The sequence below is a fragment of the Streptomyces sp. TP-A0874 genome (genome assembly GCF_001748085.1).
Classification (GTDB): domain Bacteria; phylum Actinomycetota; class Actinomycetes; order Streptomycetales; family Streptomycetaceae; genus Streptomyces.
In genome coordinates this window covers 141,299-164,124 of the sequence record NZ_BBZK01000009.1, presented here as the reverse complement: position 1 = coordinate 164,124, position 22,826 = coordinate 141,299, and the positions used below count along the sequence as shown (strand labels likewise).

The 22,826-nt window shown below is 72.0% G+C and carries 21 protein-coding genes and 2 tRNA genes; 16 read left to right on the top strand and 7 right to left on the bottom strand.

The window, feature by feature from the left end:
- Positions 1 to 21 precede the first annotated feature (21 nt).
- From BGP73_RS16670 to BGP73_RS16660, 3 genes are all read left to right on the top strand, one after another.
- Entirely contained in the window at positions 22 to 1,428 is a 1,407-nt protein-coding gene (locus tag BGP73_RS16670; RefSeq protein WP_069815645.1) for a M20/M25/M40 family metallo-hydrolase, read from the top strand.
- Between the two features lie 117 nt (positions 1,429 to 1,545).
- On the top strand, positions 1,546 to 2,487 hold the full coding sequence (nudC, locus tag BGP73_RS16665; protein WP_069815643.1) for an NAD(+) diphosphatase: 942 nt from the start codon (positions 1,546 to 1,548) through the stop codon (positions 2,485 to 2,487).
- A 65-nt stretch (positions 2,488 to 2,552) separates the two neighbouring features.
- Positions 2,553 to 3,200: a pentapeptide repeat-containing protein gene (locus BGP73_RS16660; RefSeq protein WP_069815641.1), complete on the top strand. Its 648-nt coding sequence runs from the start codon at positions 2,553 to 2,555 to the stop codon at positions 3,198 to 3,200.
- A 60-nt stretch (positions 3,201 to 3,260) separates the two neighbouring features.
- On the opposite strand, the gene BGP73_RS16655 is transcribed toward BGP73_RS16660, so the two are convergent.
- Positions 3,261 to 3,518 carry a mycoredoxin gene (locus BGP73_RS16655; protein ID WP_069815639.1) on the bottom strand — a complete coding sequence of 86 codons (258 nt, stop codon included), beginning with the start codon at positions 3,516 to 3,518 and terminating at the stop codon, positions 3,261 to 3,263.
- Between the two features lie 240 nt (positions 3,519 to 3,758).
- On the opposite strand from BGP73_RS16655, the gene BGP73_RS16650 reads away from it, so the two are divergent.
- From BGP73_RS16650 to BGP73_RS16635, 4 genes are all read left to right on the top strand, one after another.
- Positions 3,759 to 5,981, top strand: coding sequence for an ATP-dependent DNA helicase UvrD2 (locus BGP73_RS16650; RefSeq protein ID WP_069815637.1), 2,223 nt, complete (start codon positions 3,759 to 3,761; stop codon positions 5,979 to 5,981).
- 191 nt (positions 5,982 to 6,172) lie between these two features.
- Positions 6,173 to 6,490: a hypothetical protein gene (locus BGP73_RS16645; protein WP_069815635.1), complete on the top strand. Its 318-nt coding sequence runs from the start codon at positions 6,173 to 6,175 to the stop codon at positions 6,488 to 6,490.
- 157 nt (positions 6,491 to 6,647) lie between these two features.
- Entirely contained in the window at positions 6,648 to 7,022 is a 375-nt protein-coding gene (locus BGP73_RS16640) for a WhiB family transcriptional regulator (protein ID WP_069815633.1), read from the top strand.
- Complete coding sequence (locus BGP73_RS16635) at positions 7,019 to 7,381, top strand: hypothetical protein (protein WP_069815631.1); 363 nt, start codon at positions 7,019 to 7,021, stop codon at positions 7,379 to 7,381. Before BGP73_RS16640 ends, BGP73_RS16635 begins: the two co-directional genes overlap by 4 nt.
- A gap of 106 nt (positions 7,382 to 7,487) precedes the next feature.
- Here BGP73_RS16635 and BGP73_RS16630 read toward each other — a convergent pair whose 3' ends face one another.
- From BGP73_RS16630 to BGP73_RS16620, 3 genes are all read right to left on the bottom strand, one after another.
- Entirely contained in the window at positions 7,488 to 8,657 is a 1,170-nt protein-coding gene (locus BGP73_RS16630) for a ThiF family adenylyltransferase (RefSeq protein WP_069815629.1), read from the bottom strand.
- Between the two features lie 151 nt (positions 8,658 to 8,808).
- Entirely contained in the window at positions 8,809 to 9,348 is a 540-nt protein-coding gene (locus BGP73_RS16625; protein ID WP_069815627.1) for an NUDIX hydrolase, read from the bottom strand.
- Positions 9,345 to 10,799 carry a zinc-dependent metalloprotease gene (locus tag BGP73_RS16620; protein ID WP_069815625.1) on the bottom strand — a complete coding sequence of 485 codons (1,455 nt, stop codon included), beginning with the start codon at positions 10,797 to 10,799 and terminating at the stop codon, positions 9,345 to 9,347. The genes BGP73_RS16625 and BGP73_RS16620 overlap by 4 nt, the downstream gene beginning before the upstream one ends.
- 368 nt (positions 10,800 to 11,167) lie before the next feature.
- Here BGP73_RS16620 and BGP73_RS16615 point away from each other — a divergent pair, with 368 nt between their 5' ends.
- The 4 genes from BGP73_RS16615 (at position 11,168) to BGP73_RS16605 (ending at position 14,319) form a co-directional block, all read left to right on the top strand.
- Positions 11,168 to 12,277 (top strand): SDR family oxidoreductase, encoded by a 1,110-nt coding sequence (locus tag BGP73_RS16615; protein ID WP_069815624.1) that lies wholly within the window; start codon positions 11,168 to 11,170, stop codon positions 12,275 to 12,277.
- 55 nt (positions 12,278 to 12,332) lie between these two features.
- Entirely contained in the window at positions 12,333 to 12,791 is a 459-nt protein-coding gene (locus BGP73_RS16610; protein WP_374701154.1) for a molybdenum cofactor biosynthesis protein MoaE, read from the top strand.
- A gap of 166 nt (positions 12,792 to 12,957) precedes the next feature.
- A complete protein-coding gene (locus BGP73_RS23160) occupies positions 12,958 to 13,128 on the top strand; it encodes a hypothetical protein (protein WP_170837856.1) in 171 nt (56 codons plus the stop codon).
- A gap of 99 nt (positions 13,129 to 13,227) precedes the next feature.
- Positions 13,228 to 14,319, top strand: a complete 1,092-nt coding sequence (locus tag BGP73_RS16605; RefSeq protein ID WP_069815620.1) for a YlbL family protein — start codon at positions 13,228 to 13,230, stop codon at positions 14,317 to 14,319.
- Positions 14,320 to 14,365: 46 nt separating this feature from the next.
- Here BGP73_RS16605 and BGP73_RS16600 read toward each other — a convergent pair whose 3' ends face one another.
- Positions 14,366 to 14,953 (bottom strand): PPA1309 family protein, encoded by a 588-nt coding sequence (locus tag BGP73_RS16600; protein ID WP_170837855.1) that lies wholly within the window; start codon positions 14,951 to 14,953, stop codon positions 14,366 to 14,368.
- A 127-nt stretch (positions 14,954 to 15,080) separates the two neighbouring features.
- On the opposite strand from BGP73_RS16600, the gene BGP73_RS16595 reads away from it, so the two are divergent.
- From BGP73_RS16595 to BGP73_RS16580, 4 genes are all read left to right on the top strand, one after another.
- Positions 15,081 to 17,981, top strand: a complete 2,901-nt coding sequence (locus tag BGP73_RS16595; protein ID WP_069815616.1) for a UPF0182 family membrane protein — start codon at positions 15,081 to 15,083, stop codon at positions 17,979 to 17,981.
- A gap of 58 nt (positions 17,982 to 18,039) precedes the next feature.
- Positions 18,040 to 18,113, top strand: a tRNA-Met gene (locus BGP73_RS16590).
- A 169-nt stretch (positions 18,114 to 18,282) separates the two neighbouring features.
- Positions 18,283 to 20,145, top strand: a complete 1,863-nt coding sequence (locus tag BGP73_RS16585) for a tetratricopeptide repeat protein (protein ID WP_079127591.1) — start codon at positions 18,283 to 18,285, stop codon at positions 20,143 to 20,145.
- A gap of 76 nt (positions 20,146 to 20,221) precedes the next feature.
- Positions 20,222 to 20,295 (top strand) — tRNA-Met (locus BGP73_RS16580).
- Positions 20,296 to 20,455: 160 nt separating this feature from the next.
- On the opposite strand, the gene BGP73_RS16575 is transcribed toward BGP73_RS16580, so the two are convergent.
- Together BGP73_RS16575 and hisN are read right to left on the bottom strand one after the other, a co-directional pair.
- Entirely contained in the window at positions 20,456 to 20,899 is a 444-nt protein-coding gene (locus tag BGP73_RS16575) for a Fur family transcriptional regulator (protein ID WP_069815614.1), read from the bottom strand.
- A gap of 284 nt (positions 20,900 to 21,183) precedes the next feature.
- A complete protein-coding gene (gene hisN / locus BGP73_RS16570; RefSeq protein ID WP_069815612.1) occupies positions 21,184 to 21,984 on the bottom strand; it encodes a histidinol-phosphatase in 801 nt (266 codons plus the stop codon).
- A gap of 151 nt (positions 21,985 to 22,135) precedes the next feature.
- Here hisN and BGP73_RS16565 point away from each other — a divergent pair, with 151 nt between their 5' ends.
- Complete coding sequence (locus BGP73_RS16565; protein ID WP_069815610.1) at positions 22,136 to 22,792, top strand: TetR/AcrR family transcriptional regulator; 657 nt, start codon at positions 22,136 to 22,138, stop codon at positions 22,790 to 22,792.
- Positions 22,793 to 22,826 lie beyond the last annotated feature (34 nt).

Here is a 22,826-nt window from a genome sequence, read left to right as displayed (position 1 = left end):
GCGGCGGTTAGGCTCGACTGCATGAACGTCGCCAGTCCGGACCCCGCCATCCGCAGCTACATCGCCGAACACCGCTCCGCCTTCCTCGACGATCTCGTCGAGTGGCTCGCGATCCCCTCCGTCTCGGCCGATCCGGGCCGTGCCCCGGAGATCCGGCGGAGCGCCGAGTGGCTGGCCGGGAAGCTGACCGAGACCGGCTTCCCCGAGGTGGAGGTGTGGGAGACGCCGGGTGCGCCCGCGGTCTTCGCGCACTGGCCCGCCGCAGATCCGGACGCCCCGACCGTGCTCGTCTACGGTCACCACGACGTGCAGCCCGCGGACCTCGCGGACGGTTGGCACACCGAGCCCTTCCAGCCGGCCCTCCGAGAGGGGCGGCTCTACGGGCGCGGCGCCGCGGACGACAAGGGGCAGGTGCTCTTCCACACCCTGGGGGTGCGCGCCCACCTCGCGGCGAGCGGCCGCACCGCCCCCGCCGTCCACCTCAAGCTCCTCATCGAGGGAGAGGAGGAGTCCGGCTCGCCGAACTTCCCGGCGCTGGTGCGGGACCGGGCCGAGCGGCTGGCCTGCGACGTGGTGCTCGTCTCCGACACCGGGATGTGGTCCGAGGACACCCCGACCGTCTGCACCGGGATGCGGGGGCTCACCGACTGCCAGGTCGACCTCTACGGCCCGGCCCAGGACATCCACTCGGGTTCCTTCGGCGGCGGGGTGCCGAACCCTGCCACCGAGGCGGCCCGACTGGCGGCCTCGCTCCACGACGAGCAGCGGCGGGTCGCCATCCCCGGCTTCTACGACGGGGTGATCGAGCTGACCGACCAGGAGCGGGCCCTCTTCGCCGAGCTGCCGTTCGACGAGGCCGCCTGGCTGGAGTCGGCGCACTCGCGGGCGACGCTCGGAGAGCACGGCCGCTCGACCCTGGAACGGATCTGGGCCCGTCCCTCGGCCGAGGTCAACGGTCTGTCGGGGGGCTACCAGGGCCCCGGCGGAAAGACCATCGTGCCTTCCCACGCCCAACTGAAGCTGTCGTTCCGTCTGGTCGCCGGGATGGACGCCGAGAAGGTGCAGCAGGCGGTGCGGGACTGGGTCGCCGCCGGGCTCCCCGCCGGCATCCGGCACGAGATCACCTTCTGGGGCGCCACCAAGCCCTGCCTCACCCCCCTCGACCACCCGGCGCTCCGCGCCGTCGTGGGAGCCATGGAGCGCGCCTTCGAGCAGCGGGTGCTCTTCACCAGGGAGGGAGGGTCGGGGCCGGCCGCGGACCTCCACGAGACCCTGGACGCCCCGGTGCTGTTCCTCGGCGTCTCGGTGCCCTCCGACGGCTGGCACTCCCCGAACGAGAAGGTGGAGGTCGATCTGCTGGCCAAGGGAGCGGAGGCCGCCGCCTACCTGTGGGACGGATTGGCCGACAGCCTCCGACCGGGCTCCTGAAACCGCCGCCGACCGCAGGCGGTGGATCCGGTCGCCGGGTGAACAGCAGATCACCGGAGCCCGGGCCGCCGTAGTTGACCGATACGTCCACGCCCCGCGAGTGAGCAGGAAGCAGCCGTGACCACCCCGACCGACGACATCCCCGTGCCGCCCGTACCGCTGACCCGGACCGGGGGGATCGACCGCGCGGCCCGGCACCGACTGGACGAGGCCTGGCTCGCGGCCGCGTGGAGCCACCCGTCGACCCGGGTCTTCGTGGTCAGCGGTGGACAGGTGCTGGTGGACGACACCGGGGACGGCACCGAACTGGTGATGACCCCGGCGTTCGAGGCCCCGCCCACCGAGACCCACCGCTACTTCCTCGGCACCGACGAGCAGGGGGTGAGCTACTTCGCCCTGCAGAAGGACTCGCTGCCGGGGCGGCTGGACCAGTCGGCCCGCGCCGCCGGGCTGCGGGAGGCCGGCGCGCTGCTGTCACCGCGCGACGCGGGGCTGATGGCGCACGCCGTCGCACTGGAGAACTGGCAGCGGCTGCACCGCTTCTGCTCGCGCTGCGGCGAGCGGACGGTCATCGTGGCGGCCGGACACGTCCGGCGCTGTCCGGCCTGCGGCGCGGAGCACTACCCGCGCACCGACCCGGCGGTGATCATGCTGGTGACGGACGAGCGGGACCGGGCGCTGCTCGGTCGCCAGGTGCACTGGCCGGAGGGGCGCTTCTCGACGCTGGCCGGCTTCGTCGAGCCGGGGGAGTCCATCGAACAGGCGGTGGTCCGCGAGGTCTCGGAGGAGGCCGGGGTGCGGGTCGGGGAGGTCGAGTACGTCGCCAGCCAGCCCTGGCCGTTCCCGAGTAGCCTGATGCTCGGGTTCATGGCGCGCGCGACATCCTCCGACATCGAGGTGGACGGCGACGAGCTCCACGAGGCGCGCTGGTTCTCCCGAGCGGAGCTGCGGGCAGCGTTCAGCTCCGGAGAGGTGCTCCCGCCGAGCGGGATCTCCATCGCCGCCCGGCTGATCGAACTCTGGTACGGCGAACCGCTGCCCGCCGGCCTGCCGCGCTGACACCGGGGAGGCCCGGGTACGGTGGGCGGCCCACCGGACGCCCCCGAGGAAGGCCCGTCGAGTCGATGCCCCGAGAACTCGCCGACCTGCCCTACGCCGAACACCTCAGCCCGTTCCGCGGGCGGCTGGAGCGGGAGCAGGGCCACGACAGCAGGCACTTCGACGGAGGCCGGTTCGAGGACGCGGACTGCGGCGGCAGCACCTTCCTCGAGTGCGCGTTCTCCTCGGTGACCTTCACCGGAGGCCGGTTCCGGCGGGCGCGGTTCAACGACGTGTGGCTGCACGCGGTGCGTTGGGTGGGCACGGACCTGGTGGAGACCGACTGGCTGGACGCCGAGGTGGACTCCGCTGCCCTCGCCGGGGTCCAGGTGTTCGGCGCCCGGCTGCGCCGGGTGACCTTCCACAACTGCAAGTTCGACTCGGTCAACGTCCGCGGCGCGCACCTGCGGGACGTCGCCTTCGTGGACTGCCTGCTACGTGACGTGGACCTCAGCGGTGCGGTACTGACCGGCGTCGACTTTCCCGGATCGACCCTGGAGCGGGTGCGGTTCGGTGACGCGCGGATGGCCGGCGTCGACCTGCGGGACGCCGCCGGACTGGACATCGAGGCGGGGCACGAGGCCTTGCGGGGGGCGACGATCAGCAGTGCGCAACTGCTCGATCTCGCCCCCGTGCTCGCCCAGGCGCTCGGGATCGCGGTGAGAGACCGCTGAGGCGGCCTCCCCGCGCGCATGCTCCGCCCCGGAAGCCGCCGGGGTTCGTGTGCGAGGAGGTCAGGCCTCGAGCGCCTGCTTGACCTGGGCGAGGCTCGGGTTGCCCATGGCGACGCTCTCGCCGCCCGAAGCCGGGACCACCAGGACGGTCGGGACCAGCTGGTTGCCGTCGTTCACCTGCTCGACGAACTTCGCCGACTCCGGGTCCTGCTCGATGTTGATCTCGGTGTAGGCGATGCCCTCGCGGTCCATCTGGCTCTTCAACCGGCGGCAGTAGCCACACCAGGTGGTGCTGTACATCGTGACGGTGCCCGGCATAGGTCTCGTGCTCCTTCAGGGACGGTGGCGTGCGGTCCATGGCGACGGCGGCGTCCCGAGGGCACCACGGGCGATCCGGACGGAAGCCCGGGCTCCGGGTGTCGGGACACCACCGGCATCATGTCAACGGCCCCGGGCCCCCGGTAATTCCGCTCGCCCGGCCATCGTTTCGTATGACCGCCCGCCACCGGCTGTGGACGACGGTCCCGGTCGCCTCGGCGGACCTGGCAGCATGGCGGGGTGACTTCAGCAGCCCGGTTCCCAGTCCTGATCGACGCCCCACAGGGCGCTGACGCGGTGCTCGAGGGGCTCGACCCCGAGCAACGCGAGGTCGCGACGGCCCTGCACGGCCCGGTGTGCGTGCTGGCCGGGGCGGGCACCGGCAAGACCCGGGCCATCACCCACCGGATCGCCTACGGCATCCGGGCCGGGGTGATGCAGCCGGGGAGTGTGCTGGCGCTCACCTTCACCAACCGCGCCGCGGGGGAGATGCGCGGCCGGCTGCGGCAGCTGGGCGCCGCCGGGGTGCAGGCCAGGACGTTCCACTCGGCGGCCCTCCGGCAGCTTCAGTTCTTCTGGCCGAGGGCGGTCGGGGGAGAGCTGCCCCGGCTGCTGGAGCGCAAGGTCCAACTGGTCGCCGAGGCCGCCGCCCGCTCCCGGATCCGCTTGGACCGCAGCGAACTCAGGGATGTGACGGGCGAGATCGAGTGGGCGAAGGTCACTCAGACCGTGCCCGAGGAGTACCCGAAGGCCATCGCCGACTCCGGCCGGGAGGCCCCCCGGGACCCGGCCGAGACCGCGGGGATCTACGGGGCGTACGAGCAGCTCAAGCGTGACCGGGGGGCGATCGACTTCGAGGACGTCCTGCTGCTCACGGTCGGGGTGCTTCAGGACCGCCCGGACATCGCGGACCGGGTGCGTGAGCAGTACCAGCACTTCGTCGTCGACGAGTACCAGGACGTCAGCCCGCTCCAGCAGCGGCTGCTGGAGCTCTGGCTGGGCGGTCGGGAGAGCGTCTGCGTGGTCGGTGACGCCAGCCAGACCATCTACTCCTTCACCGGTGCCACCCCCGAGCACCTGCTGGACTTCCCCGCCCGGCACCCCGACGCCACCGTCGTGAGACTCGTCCGCGACTACCGTTCCACCCCGCAGGTGGTGCACCTGGCCAACGGTCTGCTGAGCCAGGCCGTCGGCAGGGGCGCCGAGCAGCGGCTGGAGCTGGTCTCGCAACGCGACCCCGGCCCCGAGCCGGGCTTCGTCGAGTACCCCGACGAGCCGACCGAGGCAGAAGGCGTCGCGCGGGGCATCCGCGAGCTGCTGGAGTCGGGTGTGTCGGCCGGGGAGATCGCCGTGCTCTACCGGATCAACGCACAGTCCGAGGTGTACGAGCAGGCCCTCGCCGACCAGGGGGTGCCGTACCAGCTCCAGGGAGCCGAGCGGTTCTTCGAACGGGCCGAGGTGCGGGAGGCCGGGGTGGCGCTCCGCGGCGCCGCCCGCGCCGGCGACAACGACCCGCTGCTCCAGGAGACGGTGGGGCTGGCCGCACAGGTGCGGGCGGTGCTCGGCACCAAGGGGTGGACGACCGAGCCGCCGGCGGGGTCCGGGGCCGTCCGGGACCGCTGGGAGTCGCTGGCAGCCCTGGTCCGGCTCGCGGAGGACTTCGGCCGTGCCCGGCCCGAGGCGAAGCTCGGTGACCTCGTGGCGGAACTCGACGAACGCGCCAACGCACAGCACGCCCCGACCATCGAGGGGGTCACGCTGGCCTCCCTGCACGCCGCCAAGGGGCTGGAGTGGGACGCGGTGTTCCTGGTCGGCCTCAGTGAGGGCATGATGCCCATCACCCACGCCAAGACCGCCGAGCAGGTCGAGGAGGAGCGTCGGCTGCTGTATGTCGGCGTCACCCGAGCCCGAGCCCACCTGACGCTGTCCTGGTCGCTGTCGCGCACGCCGGGCGGGCGGGCCGGCAGGAGGCCCAGCAGGTTCCTGAGCGGCCTGGTACCGGGCGCCGGCTCGGGGCCGGCAGCCAGGGGCGGCGCCAGAAGCGGCGGGAACGGTGACCGGGCGGGCGGTCGGCGCCGCAAGCGGGGCCCGCTGCGGTGTCGGGTGTGCGGCCGCGGCCTGACCGACGCGGGGGAGATGAAGCTGATGCGCTGCGAGGGCTGCCCCTCGGACCTGGACGAGGCCCTCTACGAGCGGCTCCGTGACTGGCGGCTGGAGCGGGCTCGCCAACTGGGCCAGCCCGCTTACTGCGTCTTCACCGACAAGACGCTGATGGCCATCGCCGAGGCCGTGCCCGAGGACGCCTCCCAACTCGCCCTCATCGCCGGTGTGGGACGGCGGAAACTGGACCGGTTCGGGGACGAGGTGCTGGCGCTCTGCGCGGGGGAGGAGCCGGTGGCACACGAGAGGGAGAGCGCCGGCGGGACCGCTGCGGAGAGCGGTGCGACCGACACGGACACCTGATCCGGGAGCTGACGGAAACTCGTCGAGAAAATGGTTTGCGTATCTCCGCGCGATCCCCATAGCCTTCCAAACACAGAAGGCGAGCTGCTTCTCCAAGCCTGTTCTTCTGCCGCATTACCTGTTTTCTGCTGTACCGAAGAGACCAAGGCTGGCTCCGACCAGCCCCGAGACGCCGAGAGGAGGCGCTTCCCATGATCAGCATCACCGAACTGAGCGGTCGTGAGGCCGTCGCCTGCCTGTCCGGCGTCTCCATGCCTTGCGGCATCAATGGGGCCAACGCTGCCGGAACGGGTCTTTTCGATCGCGGGGTCCTCATGGGCAATGAGCGATTCCTGGCACCGGTGGCGGTAGCGGCCGCCCCGGAAGCGGCCTATGCGCTTCCGGCCAGCGGTGTCGAACTGCGGCGGACGCCGATCGGCGGCTCTTCCGCCACCGCTTCGTCCGCAGCGGTCAAGCAGCACCCGAAGTGGGCCTTCCGTGGCCTTGAACCCTGGAGAGATCCAGCCTGACGAATCGTCAGGTCGGCACCTTCCAGGGCCGCGGAACCCGAACCGGGATCCGCGGCCCTTTTCGTTGCGCAGATCGGCGACGAGATCGGAAGCCTCCCGGCACCGACCAACATCCCGGCACACACCGGCCGGGCCGACAGACGAGGAAGAGACCACCGTGCACCGCTCAGCGCACGCTCCGTCCGCCGCGCACGACTCCGCGATCCACCCGCCTGACAACCTGGAGACTCCCTTGACCCCGCTGGCTCAACCGACCCGGCTCACCGCTCTCGACGACGAGATCGAGCGACTGGGGGAAGCCGTTCCCTGCCGCTCCTACGACCCGGAGGTCTTCTTCGCCGAGTCGCCGGCCGATGTGGAGTACGCGAAGTCGCTCTGCCAGAGCTGCCCGCTGCGGGAGGCCTGCCTCGCGGGGGCCAAGGACCGGCGCGAGCCCTGGGGTGTCTGGGGCGGGGAGCTCTTCGTCCAAGGGGTGGTCGTACCGCGGAAGCGGCCCCGCGGCCGTCCGCGCAAGAACCCGGTCGCGGCATGAGCACCTTCGCCCGACAGACGGCCCGAGCGCTCCCCACCGCCGCCGGCACGATCGACCGTCCCCTGACGCATGACCCGAAGAAGCAGGTCCCGACGATGAAGCCCGCCCACGACGACCCCCTGGCCATCCGCGCAACCGAGTTCACCGACCACAGCGCGGCCATGACGCGACCGAACAGGAACCGAGAGATGCAACTCTTCCCAGAAGCCCTGGCCCGTGCTCATATGCACGACAGATTGCACGAGGCCGATTCCCAACGTCAGGCCACGCGCCTGGCCGCGGCCCGGCGTATGCGGAGGCGCGCGGAACGTGCCTCGCTACGCGCCCGCCGCGCGCTGGCCGTGGCCTTGATGCAGTAACGCCACCAGCGTCCGCGCCACCACCCTCCGCTGCGTCGCGGTCCGCCCGGATCGTGGCCCCGCGGAGGACCGCGGCGCGGCTCGACCGGTCGAGGGGGCGGCTCGCTCAGAGCCGCCCCGCTCCGGCCGGGGCCGGGGGAGAAGGGGTGGGGGCCGGAGCGGCGGCCCCGCAGCGACAGCGGGGGTGCGGGGCGATCCGCTCCGGTTCCCACTCCAGACCCGGTAGGGCGAAGGTCAATCGCGCTCCCACCGACGGCGGCAGTTGCTGGTCGAGGAAGGAGAGCGCGTGCGACGCGGCCACCCCGGCCACCACCGTCGCCAGCGCGGCATCGCAGGCCTGGACGACCGAACGGCGACCGGAGCGCCACTGCGCGAGCATCAGGGGCCAGCCGGGTTCACGCTCGGCCCGCTCCTCCTCCAGACAGCCCCCGCACGCCGAACCCCCGGGTAGCACCAGCGGCCCCACCACACCGGTCCCCTCGATCACACCGGCGTAGAGGTGCGGGGTCCCCGAGGCCAGCAGCGGCTCGACGGCTACCGGGTCCGGCGCGTAGGCGGCCAGCCCCTCCCGGGGAGCCAGCACCACCAGCGACCGCCCCGGTTCCGCCCGCTCGCCCGTGGCCCGCTCCCGGCGCGCCCCGCGCCGGCCCGGGGCGGCGGCCCGCACGGCCCTGCCGGCCGCGGTGTCCCGCCGCTGGCCGACGGCAGCCGCGGGAAAGCCGGCCGGGACGACGTCAGACGGTTCGACGCGGCCCCCGTCGGTCACGTCCACCTCCCCCACCCCGGCCGCGGAGAGCAGCGCCGCGACGCTCACCCCGACCCGGCCGGCACCATGGACCGCCACCCGCGCCTCCGCCCTGGAGGCCATCCGCTGAAGGCCGCCGCCGGGCTCGGGATGGACCAGGGACAGGGAGGCCAGATCAGGCCGCAGTCGCTCCCGCTCGCCGGATGGTTCCGGCCCACCGGACGGTTCCCGGCCGGGCGGCCGGGGGTTCGGGGTCGGACCCTGGGAGGCGGGCGCCGTCGGGTCGTCGAGCAGCCCGGCGGCCTCCAGCCGCTCCAGCAACTCCCGCACCTGCTCGGTGGAGAGCCCCAGGCCCTCGGCCTCAGCCCGCAGCAGCGGCAGGCCGCGGGTCCCGTCGAGCAGGTTGAGGAAGGTGCCGGTCGCGGTGTCCACCGGCCCCAGCACCACCGCGTGTGCGGGTGCGACACCGAACTGCACGGTGTGCCGGTTCCGCCAGCCGCGCCGTAGCGCCGGTTTGAGCATCGGATGCATGACAGGCCCCCGTCCTGGCTTGGGTGTGGGCCTCAGCTTCCTCCGAATCGATGGTCCGCTGCCGAGAGTTGTCCACAGGCGGCCTGGATAGTCGTTCAAACCGACCGGCGGTCGGCTACGGGGGTCGGTCTGGCTACGGGGGCGCTGACGGCTACCCGGCGAGCAACTCCCGCGCCCGGTCCACCAGGGACACCACGGAGCGATCGGCCACCTCGGCCACCTGCTCGTAGCGGAACCAGCGCAGGTCCAGCGACTCGTCGCTGATGACCGCCGTGGCACCGGGCGGCGCCAGCGCCGTGTACTGCACGTCCAGGTGGATGGCGCACGGGGTGCGGTGCCGGTCCAAGCGGGTCGGGCCGCCCGGCAGCAGCCGCAGACCCTCGATCCCGGACTCCTCGGTCGCCTCCCGCAGCGCGGCGGCAGCCAGAGTGGTGTCCTCCGGCTCGCAGTGCCCGCCCATCTGGAGCCACTGGCGGATCTTCCCGTGGAGGGTCAGCAGCACCCGTCCGTCCAAGGGGTCGACCACCAGCGCGCTCGCGGTGATGTGTCCGTTCCGGCAGGACTTCCACACCCCGTCCGGGTGGCCGGCGAGATGCTCCAGATAGGCCTCCCTGAGGCTTTCCTGCTCGGGCTGGTCGGCGGGTGCCGACCAGCCCCTGAGGCAGTGCGCGGCGTTCTCGTGGAGGGTCACCCGTCGCTTCCCTCCCCGCCGCCGGGCCCCCGGCCCTCTCCCCCGGGTCCCCGGCCGGTCCCGTCGTCGTCCCCATCCGGGCCCGGTCCGCGGGAACCGCCCTCCGCCGCCTCTCCGAGCATCCGGTCGAGTTCGGAGAAGTCCGGCTGCTCGTGGTGGACGAAGCCGTCCGGGTCGTCCAGGTCGCTGGCGGTCGGCAGCATGTCGGGGTGCGCCCACAGGGCGTCCCGGCCGTCCAGCCCCCGCGCGTCGGTGAGCGAGGCCCACAGTCGCGAGGCGTCCCGCAGCCGCCGGGGCCGCAGCTCCAGTCCGATCAGCGTGGCGAAGGTCTGCTCGGCGGGGCCGCCGGTGGCCCTGCGCCGGCGCAGGGTCTCGCGGAGCGCGTCGGCGGACGGCAGGTGCGGCGCCGCGGCGGCGTGCACCACGGCGTCGACCCAGCCTTCGACCAGCGCCAGAGCCGTCTCCAGCCGGGCCAGGGCGGCCTTCTGCTCCGGGGTGTCCTCGGGCTGGAACATGCCCTGCTGCAAGGCGTCCTGCAGCTGCTCGGGGTGGCTCGGGTCGAGCTGCCCGACGACGTCCTCCAGCTTCGAGGTGTCCACCTTGATGCCCCGGGCGTACCCCTCGACCGCGCCGAACAGGTGCGAGCGCAACCAGGGCACATGGGCGAAGAGACGCTGGTGCGCCGCCTCCCGCAGCGCGAGGTAGAGCCGGACCTGGTCCAAGGGAACGCTCAGGTCCTTGCCGAACGCCGCGATGTTCACCGGCAGCAGGGCCGCCTTGCCCTTGGGGCCGAGCGGCAGGCCGATGTCGGTGGAGCCGACCACCTCCCCGGCGAGGGTGCCGACGGCCTGACCGATCTGGCCGCCGAACATCGCACCACCCATGGAGCGCATCATGCCGAGCAGCGGTCCGGCCATGGCCCGCATCTCCTCGGGGAGCACCTCGCCCATGCCGGCGGCGACTCGTTCGGCCACCGGGTCGACGAGGTTCCGCCACACCGGAAGGGTCGCCTCCACCCACTCCGCCCGGCTCCAGGCCAGGGCGGTGCCCGAGCCCGAGGGCAGCGAGGTGACATCGTCGAGCCAGAGCTCCGCGAGCCGGACGGCCTCCTCGACCGCTCCCCGCTCACCGGGCGCGACGCTGGCGTCCTTGGTGCCGTCGGGGGTGCCCTGGGCGACGGTCTGCCGGGCGATGTCCTTGGCCATCTCCCAGTTCACCGGTCCGCCCTCGTAGGAGAGCATCTGCCCGAGCTGCTGGAAGGCGGCCCCGAGGTCGTTGGGGTTCATGGAGCCGAACATCGCGGCGAGGGGGTTGTCACCGCCCCCGAAGCCGAAGGGGTTCGCTGGGCCCTCGCCGCCTCGCTGGTCGCGATCCTTGCCGCCGTTGCCGCCGTTCTCGCCGTCCTCCGGCTCCTCCGGCGGAAGGCCGAATCCGAATGGGTTGTCACTCACGGTTTCCTCGGCTCGTTGGGCCGCCGACCCGGGGCCGACGGCGGCTGCCCGACATCACCACCAGCGTAGTCCCGTGCCTGCCCGGGGCGGCCGTCCCGCAAGCCGGGGGTCGGCCACCCGGCGCGGCGGCGCGCCGCCGCGAGGAGGCGGACGGCTCGCGGGAGACCACCACCGTGCCCGGAGGCCCGCCCGGCCGGACCTCGGCCGTCACCGCGGAGGCGGCCCGGCCCGCCCCGAGGGACGGGAACCGGGCGCGGGACACCCCTTAGGCTCGGTGCTCGCTGTCCGACGCCTGCGGCAGGATGGACGCTACCTGGTGCGTACGCGCGGATGCCCGTACGTACTGCAGACAACCGCTGGAGACGCCGGTGAGTTCCTCAGACCCGAACGTTCGCGCAGCGCGAAACGCCACGAGCACGGCCGGAAGACGTCCGGTCGTCGCGGTCACGGGCGCTGCCTCGGGCGTCGGCGCCCTGCTGACCGAGCGGCTCGCCGCCTCGGAGGAGGCCGAACGCGTCGTCGCCATCGACGACCGGCCCGGGGCGGAGACCGGAGCCCACTGGCAGATCGTCGACGTCCGCGACCCGGCCATCGCGGAGCGGTTGCGTGAGGTGGACGTGGTGGTGCACCTCGCGCTCGACCTCGACCTGGAGACCGACGCGCAGGAGCGGACGGCCTTCAACGTGCGCGGCACGCAGACCGTTCTCACCGCCGCCGCGGCGGCCGGGGTGCGCCGGGTGGTGCTGTGCACCTCGACGATGGTCTACGGGGCGCTGCCCGACAACGACCTGCCGCTCGCCGAGGACGCGGAGCTGCGGGCGACCGCCGAGGCCACCGGGGTCGGCGACCTGCTGGAGATCGAGCGGCTCGGCCGCCGGGCCCCGCGGGCGCACCCGGGGCTGAACGTCACCGTGGTGCGGCCGGCCGTCCTCGTCGGCGGCACCGACACCGCTCTGACCCGCTACTTCGAGTCCCCCCGGCTGCTGGTCGTCGCCGGATCCCGTCCGGCCTGGCAGTTCTGCCATGTCGAGGACCTCGCCAGCGCCCTGGAGTTCGCCGCTCTGGAGAAGGTGGACGGCGAACTCGCGGTCGGCTGCGACGGTTGGCTGGAGCAGGAGGAGGTGGAGCAGCTGAGCGGCATCAGACGCATGGAGATGCCCTCCGCGGTGGCCCTCGGGGCCGCGGCCCGGCTGCACCGGCTGGGCCTCACCCCCTCGCCGGCCGGCGACCTCGCCTACACCATGCACCCGTGGGTGGTCAGCGCCAGCAGGCTGTACGACGTCGGCTGGCGGCCTGGATGGACCAACGAGGAGGTGCTGGCGGCGCTGCTGGAGGAAGTGGCCGGCCGGCACACCGTCGCCGGGCGGCGGCTGGGGCGGAAGGACGCCACCACCCTGGGCGCCGCGGGAGCCACCGTGGCGCTCGTCGGTACCGCCGCCCTGGTCCGCCGGGCCCGCAAGGCGCGCAGGCGGATGTGAGCCCCGCCGGTGCCGGCGTTATCGGTTTCCCGCCGGGTGCGGCACGATGATGTGTATGGCACGCACATACGACCACCCCGGTGAGCAGCGGCATCCGGATCCGATCCGGCTCCTGGGGCTGCGCGAGACCCCCCTCTCCCTCGACGAGGTGTTCGCCGCGGTCGGGGACGACGCCGCGGGCGGCACCGCGCTGTTCGTCGGCACCGTGCGCGACCACGACGGAGGCGCGGAGGTGACCGGGCTCGGTTACTCGGCGCATCCCACGGCCGAGGCCGAACTGCTCCGGGTGGCGGAGAAGGTGGCCGCGGACTTCCCCGTCCGGGCGATGGCCGCTGTCCACCGGGTGGGTGACCTTTCGGTGGGGGACCTGGCGGTGGTGGTGGCCGTCTCCTGCCCGCACCGGGCGGAGGCCTTCGCCGCCTGCCGCCGTCTCATCGACGAGCTCAAGCTCCAGGTGCCCATCTGGAAGCACCAGTTGTTCGCCGACGGCACCGAGGAGTGGGTCGGGGCCTGAGCGGGCCGCCGCCGAAGCGGGGAGGAAATCCGGGGCAGGGCATGGTAAGCGTGAAGTTGCCCGCGGTTGCGTAACCCGCACCCTGCGGCGAACGTTGGAGCAGCGGAGAGTTAATCTGCTCATCAGTGAGTCGGGTCACGGTTCTGTCTCGGGTCGGGAGGCCGGTATGGCGGCGCTTGCTTGGTTGCTGATTCCGGTGGCTGCGGCTGCGGTGGCCGCCGTCTGGGCGCGTTGGGCCTCGCGGAACCGCAAGGCCGGTGATGTCGCCGAACTCGCCGGATACGCACGCTTCCGCGAGGCGATGGAGCGGTCCGACACCCGGAGCGGAGCGGCCTGACCCACACCTGGAACCGGTGTGCGGGAGCGGTCCGACGCCCTTGCTCGGACGGACCGGCCCCGCGGGTGGAGCGGTGTGCCCGTCCCGTACTGTCGTTCCATGCCACGCCGCACGGCGACGATGCTCGCCTCGACCCTGATGCTGATCGCGCTGCTGTGCGCTGCAGTGCTGCTCCCGGTGCCGTATTCGAGGATGTCCCCGGGGCCCACCGTCAACACACTCGGTGATCACGACGGGGAACCGGTGCTGAATGTCGTCGAGCACAAGACGTACCCCACCAAGGGGCACCTCAACATGACCACGGTCAGGGTCACCGGTGCCGACTACCGGATGAACCTGGTCGAGGCGGTCTACGGCTGGCTCTCCCCGGACGACGTGGTCGTCCCGCACGACACCCTCTACCCGCACGGCCAGACCGCGGAGCAGGCCAACCAGGAGAACGCCGAGGAGTTCAGTCAGTCCCAGGAGAGCGCCAAGGCCGCGGCCTTCAAGCAGCTGGACATTCCGGTCGGCACCCGGGTCGCGGTCATCTCCGTCCTCAAGGACAGTCCGGCCGAGGGCAAACTGCACGCCGGCGACGTGGTGAAGTCGGTGGACGGGGCGGCGGTGCGGAAGCCCGGCGACGTCGCCAAGCTGGTCACCGAGCACAAGCCGGGGGAGAAGGTGCGTTTCGAGATCATCCCGGCGAAGGAGGCCGCGGCGGCGGAGAAGGCGAACAAGCCCGAGCCGAAGGCCGGTAAGACGGTCACCATCACCACCGAGAAAGCGCCACGGGACGACCGGGCGATCGTGGGGATCCAGGCCGGTGTGGACCACACGTTCCCGTTCAAGGTCGAGATCAAGCTCGCCGACGTCGGCGGACCGAGCGCGGGCCTGATGTTCGCCCTGGGCATCGTGGACAAACTCACCCCGGGGTCCCTGACCGGGGGCAGGTTCGTCGCCGGCACGGGGACCATAGACGACGCGGGCAAGGTGGGCCCGATCGGCGGGATCGGGCTGAAGACCATCGGCGCCCGGGCCAAGGGCGCCGAGTACTTCCTGACACCCGCCGACAACTGCGCCACGGCCGCCCGGAACGTGCCGGACGGCCTCACCCTCGTGAAGGTCGAGACGATGTCCGGAGCCGTGAAGGCGGTGGAGGACATCGCCAAGGGGAGGACCGGGGCCCTGCCGAAGTGCACGGCCGGCTGACCGTCCGCCCTCCGCGGGGCGGACGGCGCCCCGGCCGCGGCGGTTCCTAATCCTCGAAGGTGGCCGAGAGCGCCTCGGCGAGCCCCGGCACCAGACCGGCCCCGGTGAGCACCTCGCTCGCCGAGTCCTTCTCCCGCAGCCGCAGAGCCGACTCCCGGGTTCCGTCGCGCAGTACGCCGACCGTCATCCGGACCTCCTGGCGGTCCGGGTGCTCGGTGACCCAGCGGTTCAGCTCCCCCTCGTCCAACCCCTCGGGGACGGAGGCCTCCGCCGAGGGCGGCAGCATCAGGCGCTCCACCGTCATCGCACAGCCGGCCACCGCCTCCGGCCAGGCGATGGTGGCGAGGAACTCGTCGAGCGGGGTCCCCGCCGGGAGTTCCTCCTGCTCGACAGGGGTCAGTGAGGAGTCCGCCGCACCGTCCGCGACGCCGAGCTGCTCCGCGAGCGCCGGCTCCTGGGTGCGCAGCTGAGCGGTGTCCACCAGGGCGAACAGCCGGGCGGGCCGGTCCCAACCGAGCCCGGCGACGTACTCGTCGATCTCGAGCACGGCCCGGGTCAGAGGATGGGCCGCAATGGGGATGGAGTGGGTGGATTCGGGCGGCGTCGGGCCGCTGGAGGAGGACATGGCCAACATCTTGCCCTGTTCGTAACCGGAAACGGGAACTGGGTAAAGCTTGAGTAAGTTGCATGGGTGGGCCCTAGTATCGCGGGGCCCGCTCATACGACAGCGAATCTTCGAGGTGCGCACCTTGGCTTTCCAGATGCCGGACCGCGGCGGGGGCCCGACCGGCCCGCGGACCAGAGTCGGCCGACCATCCCGGCGGTCCAGAACCTTGCTGATAACGGTGGCCGTTCTGGCCGGGCTGGCCATGGCCTTCGTCATGTTCTCCGGCTTCTGGACGGACTGGCTCTGGTATCGCTCGGTCAACTTCTCCTCGGTCTTCACCACCACCCTCTTCACCAAGATCGGGCTGTTCTTCTCCTGCGGCCTGCTGATGGCGGTGGCGGTCGGGGTCAACATCTGGTTGGCCCACCGGCTGCGTCCACCGCTGAGCGCGATGTCCCTGGAACAGCAGAACCTCGACCGCTACCGGATCGGGATCGCCCCGTACAAGAAGTGGTTGCTGCTCGGGATCGCCGCCCTGATCGGACTCATCGCCGGAGCCTCCGCGGCCAGCCAGTGGCGCACCTGGCTGCTGTGGGTCAACGGCGTCCCGTTCGGCACCACGGACCCGCAGTTCGGCAAGGACGTCTCGTTCTACGCCTTCGACCTGCCGTGGTACCGCTTCATGCTGAGCTTCGGCTTCGCGGCGATCGTGCTCTCGCTGATCGCCGCCGCGCTGGTGCACTACCTCTACGGCGGGCTGCGGGTGACGAGCCCGGGGGCGAAGGCGACCGCGGCGGCCACCGGCCACCTCTCGGTGCTGCTCGGCCTGTTCGTCTCGCTCAAGGCGATCGCCTACTGGCTCGACCGGTACGGCCTGGCCGTGAAATCGAGCGACTTCAAGGCCACCGGCAACTGGACCGGTCTCCGCTACGTCGACGCCAACGCCTACCTCCCGGCCAAGACCATCCTCTTCTGCATCGCCGCCATCTGCGCGGTGCTGTTCTTCGCGACCCTCTGGCGGCGCACCTGGCAGCTGCCGGTGACCGGCTTCGGACTGATGGTGCTGTCGGCCATCCTGATCGGCGGGCTGTACCCGGCGATCGTCCAGAAGTTCCAGGTCCAGCCGAACGAGCAGGCCAAGGAGACGCCCTACATCCAGAAGAACATCGACGCCACCCGCGACGCCTACGACATCGCGGACTCCAAGGTGTCGGACTACGAGGGCAAGGTCGACGTCGACCCGAAGGACAACGAGAAGCTGCGCGCCGGGGCCGAGTCCACGGCGAGCCTCCGGCTGCTCGACCCGAACGTCGTCTCACCGACCTTCCAGCAGCTCCAGCAGGTGCGGGGTTACTACCAGTTCCCGGACACGCTCGACGTCGACCGCTACAAGGACGACAAGGGCAAGGAGCAGGACACCGTCATAGGCCTGCGCGAGCTGAACATCAGCGGCATCCCCGAGCGCAACTGGATCAACGACCACTTCAAGTACACGCACGGCTACGGTGCGGTGGCGGCCAAGGGCACCACCATCAAGTCCGGGGGCTCCCCGGACTTCTCCGAGTCTGACCTGCCGAGCGCCGGCCAGCTGGGCAAGTACGAGCAGCGGGTCTACTACGGTGAGAAGACCACCCAGTACTCCATCGTCGGCGGCCCCCAGCAGGAGCTGGACTACTCCGACGACAGCGGTGAGAAGCTGTACCGCTACACCGGCAAGAGCGGGGTCGACCTCGCCAACCCGCTGAACCGGGCGGCCTACGCGGTGGCGTTCAGCGAGCCGCAGATCCTCTACTCCGGCGCCATCGGCGACGGTTCGCGCATCCTCTACAACCGCACTCCCAAGGAGCGGGTCGAGGCCGTCGCACCGTGGCTGACGATCGACGGCGACGCCTACCCCGCCGTGGTGGAGGGGCGCATCAAGTGGATCGTCGACGCCTACACCACCTCCAACGGCTACCCGTACTCCTCCCGGACCACCCTCGGTGACACCACGGCGGACTCGCTGACCGACGGCGGACGCGAGGTGGTGGCCCAGCAGAACCAGGTCAACTACATCCGCAACTCGGTCAAGGCCACCGTGGACGCCTACGACGGCTCCGTGGACCTGTACGAGTGGGACACCGAGGACCCGGTGCTGAAGACCTGGAAGAAGGCGTTCCCGGGCACCGTCAAGGCGAAGAGCGAGATCGGCTCGGACCTGATGGAGCACCTGCGCTACCCGCAGGACCTCTTCAAGGTGCAGCGGGAACTGCTCACCCGGTACCACGTGACCAAGCCGGCGCAGTTCTACAGCGGCAGTGAGGTCTGGCAGGTGCCGAACGACCCGACGAACAAGTCGGGGAACTCGGTGCCGCCGTACTACCTCAGCATGAAGATGCCGGACCAGAAGTCCCAGACCTTCTCGCTGACGACCACGTTCACCCCGAACCGCCGGGACAACCTCGGCGCCTTCATGGCGGTGGACGCGGACGCCACCAGCAACGGATACGGGCAGATCAGGATACTGAAACTGCCGTCCAACACCACGGTGTCGGGTCCGCAGCAGGTGCAGAGCAAGTTCAACTCCGAGACCGACATCGCCAATGAGATCAACATCCTGCGGCGGGGCGACTCGGAGGTCGAGTACGGCAACCTGCTCACGGTGCCCCTCGACGGCGGACTGCTCTACGTCGAGCCGGTCTACGTCCGCGGAGCGGGTACCAACTACCCGCTTCTGAGGAAGGTCCTGGTCTCCTACGGCGACAAGACCGCCTTCAAGGACACCCTCAGTGAGGCGCTCGACGACGTCTTCGGCACCGAGGGCGCGCCCTCGGAGGAGCCGGAGAAGCCGTCGGAGAGTGACCCGGGCGACAACGACAGCGATACCGGAAAGCCTCCGGCCAAGGGCTCGGACGCGCAGAAGGCGCTGTCCGACGCGGCGAAGGCCTTCGAAGAGGGAGAGAAGGCCCTGGCGCAGCAGCCGCCGGACTGGGCGGCGTACGCGAAGGCGCAGAAGGACCTCAAGGCCGCGCTGGAGCGGGCGGCTGACGCCCAGAAGGGCGGCGACAAGGGCTAGAGCCGGTATCGGCCGGCCGAGCTCCACCCCGCGCCGTGATACTCTTTGATCAAGACGGCGCGGGGTGGAGCAGCTCGGTAGCTCGCTGGGCTCATAACCCAGAGGTCGCAGGTTCAAATCCTGTCCCCGCTACTGAAAACGAAAGACCCGGAGTCAACATGACTCCGGGTCTTTCGTTTGTGTGGGGTGACTTTGCTCCCGGAGTTTGGGCTATGCGCGTGTCGGGAAGTCGACAAAGCGTCGAAGTGACTTCACTGGCTGCGGTATACCAGGTGTACGCGGAGCTGCGGGTGGTGCGACGATGGCCCTTATGGGGGAGAAGGTAGAACTGCTGGAAACAGGCCGGTTTGCCGGACATTTCGATCGGGCGGAGGGTTATCTCACGCCGATCGTCGGCCCCCGCTGTGCCGACAGCAGCACCATCGCCGACCTGGAGGAGGAGTCCCGGCACCGCCGTGCCGCGGAGACCGGCGACCCCGAGGCGCTGAGCGTGCTCGGCGCCCTCCTGCTGCGCCGGGGGGACCTGGACGGAGCGGAGCCCCAACTGCGGGCCGCCAGCGCGGCGGGAGACCGCGCCGCGGTCAACAACCTCGGCGTACTTCTGCACCAGCGCGGGCGGACCGAAGAGGCCGTCGAGTGGTGGCGGATCGCGGCCGTCGCGGGCTCCGCCGCCGCGGCCCACGCGCTGGGCCGGCACTACCGGGGACGGGGGGACGAAACGGCGGCCGAGTACTGGCTGCGCCAGGCCGCCGAGTCCGGCCATGCCCTGGGCGCCTACGCCCTCGGCGACCTGCTGGAGCACCGCAGCGACGTGGGCGCCGGCCGCTGGTTCCGGGCCGCCGCCGAGCAGGGGCACCGGGAGGCCGCCTACCGTTTCGCCCGGATCCTGGAGGAGCGGCGGGAAGTCGGGGAGGGCGAGGCGGCCGACAGCACTCTGGGCAGCACACCCCGGAGGGCCGAGCACTGGTACCGGCAGGCCGCGGCCCGAGGCCACCAGCGGGCCGCTCTCCACCTGGGGAAGTTGCTGGAGGAGCGCGGCGAACTCCAGGAGGCGGGCCGCTGGTACCTCACCGCGGCGAAGGACGGCGAACCGCGCGCGGCCTGTGCGCTCGGGTTCCTGCTGCGTGACGCCGGGGACAGCGAGAGTGCGGCGATCTGGTGGCGGCGGGCCGCGCAGCACGGCGACGGCAACGCGGCCAACGCCCTGGGTGCGCTCCATGCGGACCGGGGGGAGCCGCAGGCCGCCGAGCGCTGGTACCGGGCCGCCCTGGACGCGGGCGACGTGAACGGCGCGTTCAACCTCGGCCTGCTCTGCGCCGGACAGGGCCGCACCACCCAGGCCGAGCAGTGGTATCGCCATGCCGCCTACGCGGGGCACCGGGAGGCGGCGAACGCCCTGGCGGTCCTGCTGCTCCAGCGAGAGGACGCGGCGGGGGCGGAGCCCTGGTTCTCCAAGGCCGCTGAGGCCGGCAGCGTGGACGCCGCCTTCAACCTCGGCATCCTCCACGCCGGGCGGGGGGAGGAGGCGGCGGCCCACCGCTGGTACGCCCGGGCCGCGGCCGAGGGCCACCCCGAGGCGGCGCTCCAGGTCGCCATCGCCCTCCTGCGGGACGGCGAGGAGCGGGACGCGGAGGGGCATCTGCGCTGCGCTGCGGGGGGCGGCAGCGCGGAGGCGGCCTTCCGGCTGGCCCTGCTGCTCCAGCGGCGGGGGCGGCAGACGCGGGGAGGCGCGGAGGAACCGGTCGGCGCGGTGGAGAACCCGGCGTCGGCCGAGGCCGAGGAGTGGTACGAGTGGGCCGCCGGCCGGGGTCACCTGCGTGCCCAGGTGCGCTGCGGCATGTTGGCGGCGGCCCGGGGCGAGTCGGTCCAGGCCGGTCGCTGGTACCGGATGGCGGCCGAGGCGGGCAGCGGTAACGGAGCCTTCAACCTCGGGGTGCTGCTGGCCCGTGAGGGCAAGGAGCCGGAGGCGGTGCTCTGGTGGCGGCGGGCGGCGGAGACCGGGCACGGGCGGGCCGCCCTCCGGCTGGCGCTGCTCGCGGCGCGCCGCGGCGATCTGGCCGCGGCGCAGGAGTGGTGCTCGCGCGCCGTGGAGTTGGGGCCGGCGGAGGTCTCCGAGCGGGCGGCGCGGCTGCTCGACGCGGTCCGGCAGGAGCTGTCGGCCTGAGGCAGGGTCCCGCTCCCCCTCCGGTCAGCTGATTTGCGCTGGTCGTCGGCGTGTGACTACAGTAGAAGCACAACGGCGCGGGGTGGAGCAGCTCGGTAGCTCGCTGGGCTCATAACCCAGAGGTCGCAGGTTCAAATCCTGTCCCCGCTACGAGAGAAGGCCCGGATCTCAGGATCCGGGCCTTCTGTTTGCCCCGGCCCGCCCTGGCCGCGCCGGATCATGCTCAGGGCCGGATCATGCTCAGGGTCGGCTCAGGTCTGCTCGCGAGGTGGGAGCCGGGGCGCCCCGGTGGCTCAGGGCTCCGCGCGGTTCAGGCCCCGGACGAGGGCGCAGGGTGCCGGTCGGCGCTGCACGAGGGGCAGAGCCCGTGGTAGGTCACGTCCACCGCCGAGACGGCGAAGCCGAAGCGCTCGGTGGCCGGGAGGTCGGCGAGGGGATCGCCCTCCGGGTGCACGTCCCGTACCAGCCCGCAGCCCCCGCAGACCAGGTGGTGGTGGGGGCGGTGGGCGTTCGGGTCGTACCGCATGGCCCGGCGATCGGTGCTCACCTCCAGCACCTCGCCCAGCGAGACCAGCTCTCCCAGGGTGTTGTACACCGTGGCCCGAGAGATCTCCGGCAGCCGCTCGGCGGCGCGCGCGTGCACCTCGTCCGCCGTCAGGTGGACGTGGTCTCCGCTGAGAACCTCGGCCACGACCCGTCGCTGGGCGGTCAGGCGCCAGCCACGTGATCGAAGTCGTTCCAGCAGGTCGCTCATGCTGCTCAGGGTAGCAGTGGGCATCTAACCATCGAGCGTGTGCAGTACTGGCTTCTGTCTTTACTTGGACTGTGTCCAATGTAAGGTTGTCATGGTCCCCGGTCAGGGGACCGGACAGCGGGTGGGCGGATCCAGCCCCGCCCGGTGTGCGAGCTACGGCAAGCGGCCGGCGGCCGCGGTCCAGGCCCTGCGCGGTCGACGAATCGGGCGTTTGCCGTTACGGCGGAGGGGGCGGGCCTGTCCAGGGGCCCGCCCCCTCCCGTCCGTACCACGGGACCCTCAGGTCAGGCCGTTGGGCCCAGATGGTCCAGGAGATCACGGTGGAGCAGCCCGTTGGAGGCCGCGGCGTCCTTGCCGCCCGGCCCCGGTACTCCGTCCAGGCCGGTGAACCGCCCACCGGCCTCCTGCACGATGACGGCGTTCGCGGCCATGTCCCAGAGCGAGAGCTCCGGCTCCGCGCACATGTCCACCGAGCCCTCGGCGACCATCATGTACGGCCAGAAGTCGCCGTAGCCGCGGGTCCGCCAGCAGGCGCGACTCAGCTCCAGGAAGCCCGCCAGCCGTCCGCGCTCCTCCCAGCCGCTCAGTGAGGAGTAGGCGAAGGAGGCGTCCCGCACCGAGGCGACCTCGGAGACCCGAAGCCGGGAGGCCGAGGTGAGGCTGCGGCCGCTGTAGGCGCCGCTGCCCTGGGCCGCCCACCAGCGCCGGCCGAGCGCCGGGGCCGACACGAGGCCCACCACCGGCTCGAAACCGTCCTCGCCCTGCACCATGAGGGAGATCAGCGTCGCCCAGACCGGCACCCCGCGCACGTAGTTCTTCGTGCCGTCGATGGGGTCGATCACCCAGCGCCGCGGGCCGCTGCCCTCGCTGCCGTACTCCTCGCCGAGCACCGCGTCGCGCGGCCGGGCTCTCCGCAGTGAGCTGCGGATGAGCTCCTCGGCGGCCTTGTCCGCCTCGCTCACGGGGGTCATGTCCGGTTTGGTGTCGACCTTCAGATCCAGCGCCTTGAACCGGTCCATGGTCGTGGCGTCGGCGGTGTCCGCCAGCACATGGGCGAGGCGTAGATCGTCGTGATAGTCGGGCATGAGCGAACAGTATCGACCCAGCTCACGCCGGGCTACACGGCCGTGTCCACACGGGGGACGCCGACGGGCCGTCAGTCGCCTTGACGGCCGCTGTCGGCGGGTCAATTCTTCTCCGTACGACGCTAGGTGAGCCGTGAGGCCTGGAGGCGGTATGCCCACAGCGCGCGAATCCCTGCTCGACGCCGCTTCGCGGGCGATCGCCGTGCGGCCCTGGTCCCGGGTGCGCATGGTGGAGGTGGCGGTGGCGGCGAAGGTGTCCCGGCAGACCCTGTACCACGAGTTCGGGGACAAGGAGGGGCTGGCCCGGGCGCTCCTGCGGCGGGAGGCCGACGTCTTCCTCGCTGGCGTGGAGCGGGTGCTGACCGCTCCCGGAGGACCGGACCCGGCCGAGCGCCTGGTGGCGCTGGCCGGATGGACGGTACGGACGGCGAGGGGCAGTCCGCTGCTGCGGGCCATGCTCACCGGCTGCTGGAGCGAGTGGCTGCCACGGCCGGCGTGGCCCGACGACACCCTCCGGCGGGGGCGCTCGTCAACCGGGCGGCGCGCGGACGTCCCGCCGCCGTCCCCGGCCGAACTCCTCGGCGAGGTCCGCGAAAGGGCGGTGGCGGTGCTGGCCGGGGGCCGGCACGGCCCGCTCACCGAGGAACTGCGGCGCGACGGTGAAGCGGTGCTACGGCTCGCGCTCTCCTGCGTGCTGGTCCCCGGCGGTGCCGAGGAGCGGGCGCTGCTGCTCCGCGGCTGCCGGGCCGACCGCGCCGGGCCGAGGGGGGCACCGGGTGCGCGGGCCGACGGCGCCGACCGGCGGTGACCCGGGGCCGGACGCCGAAGGTCCGGCGGCGGAC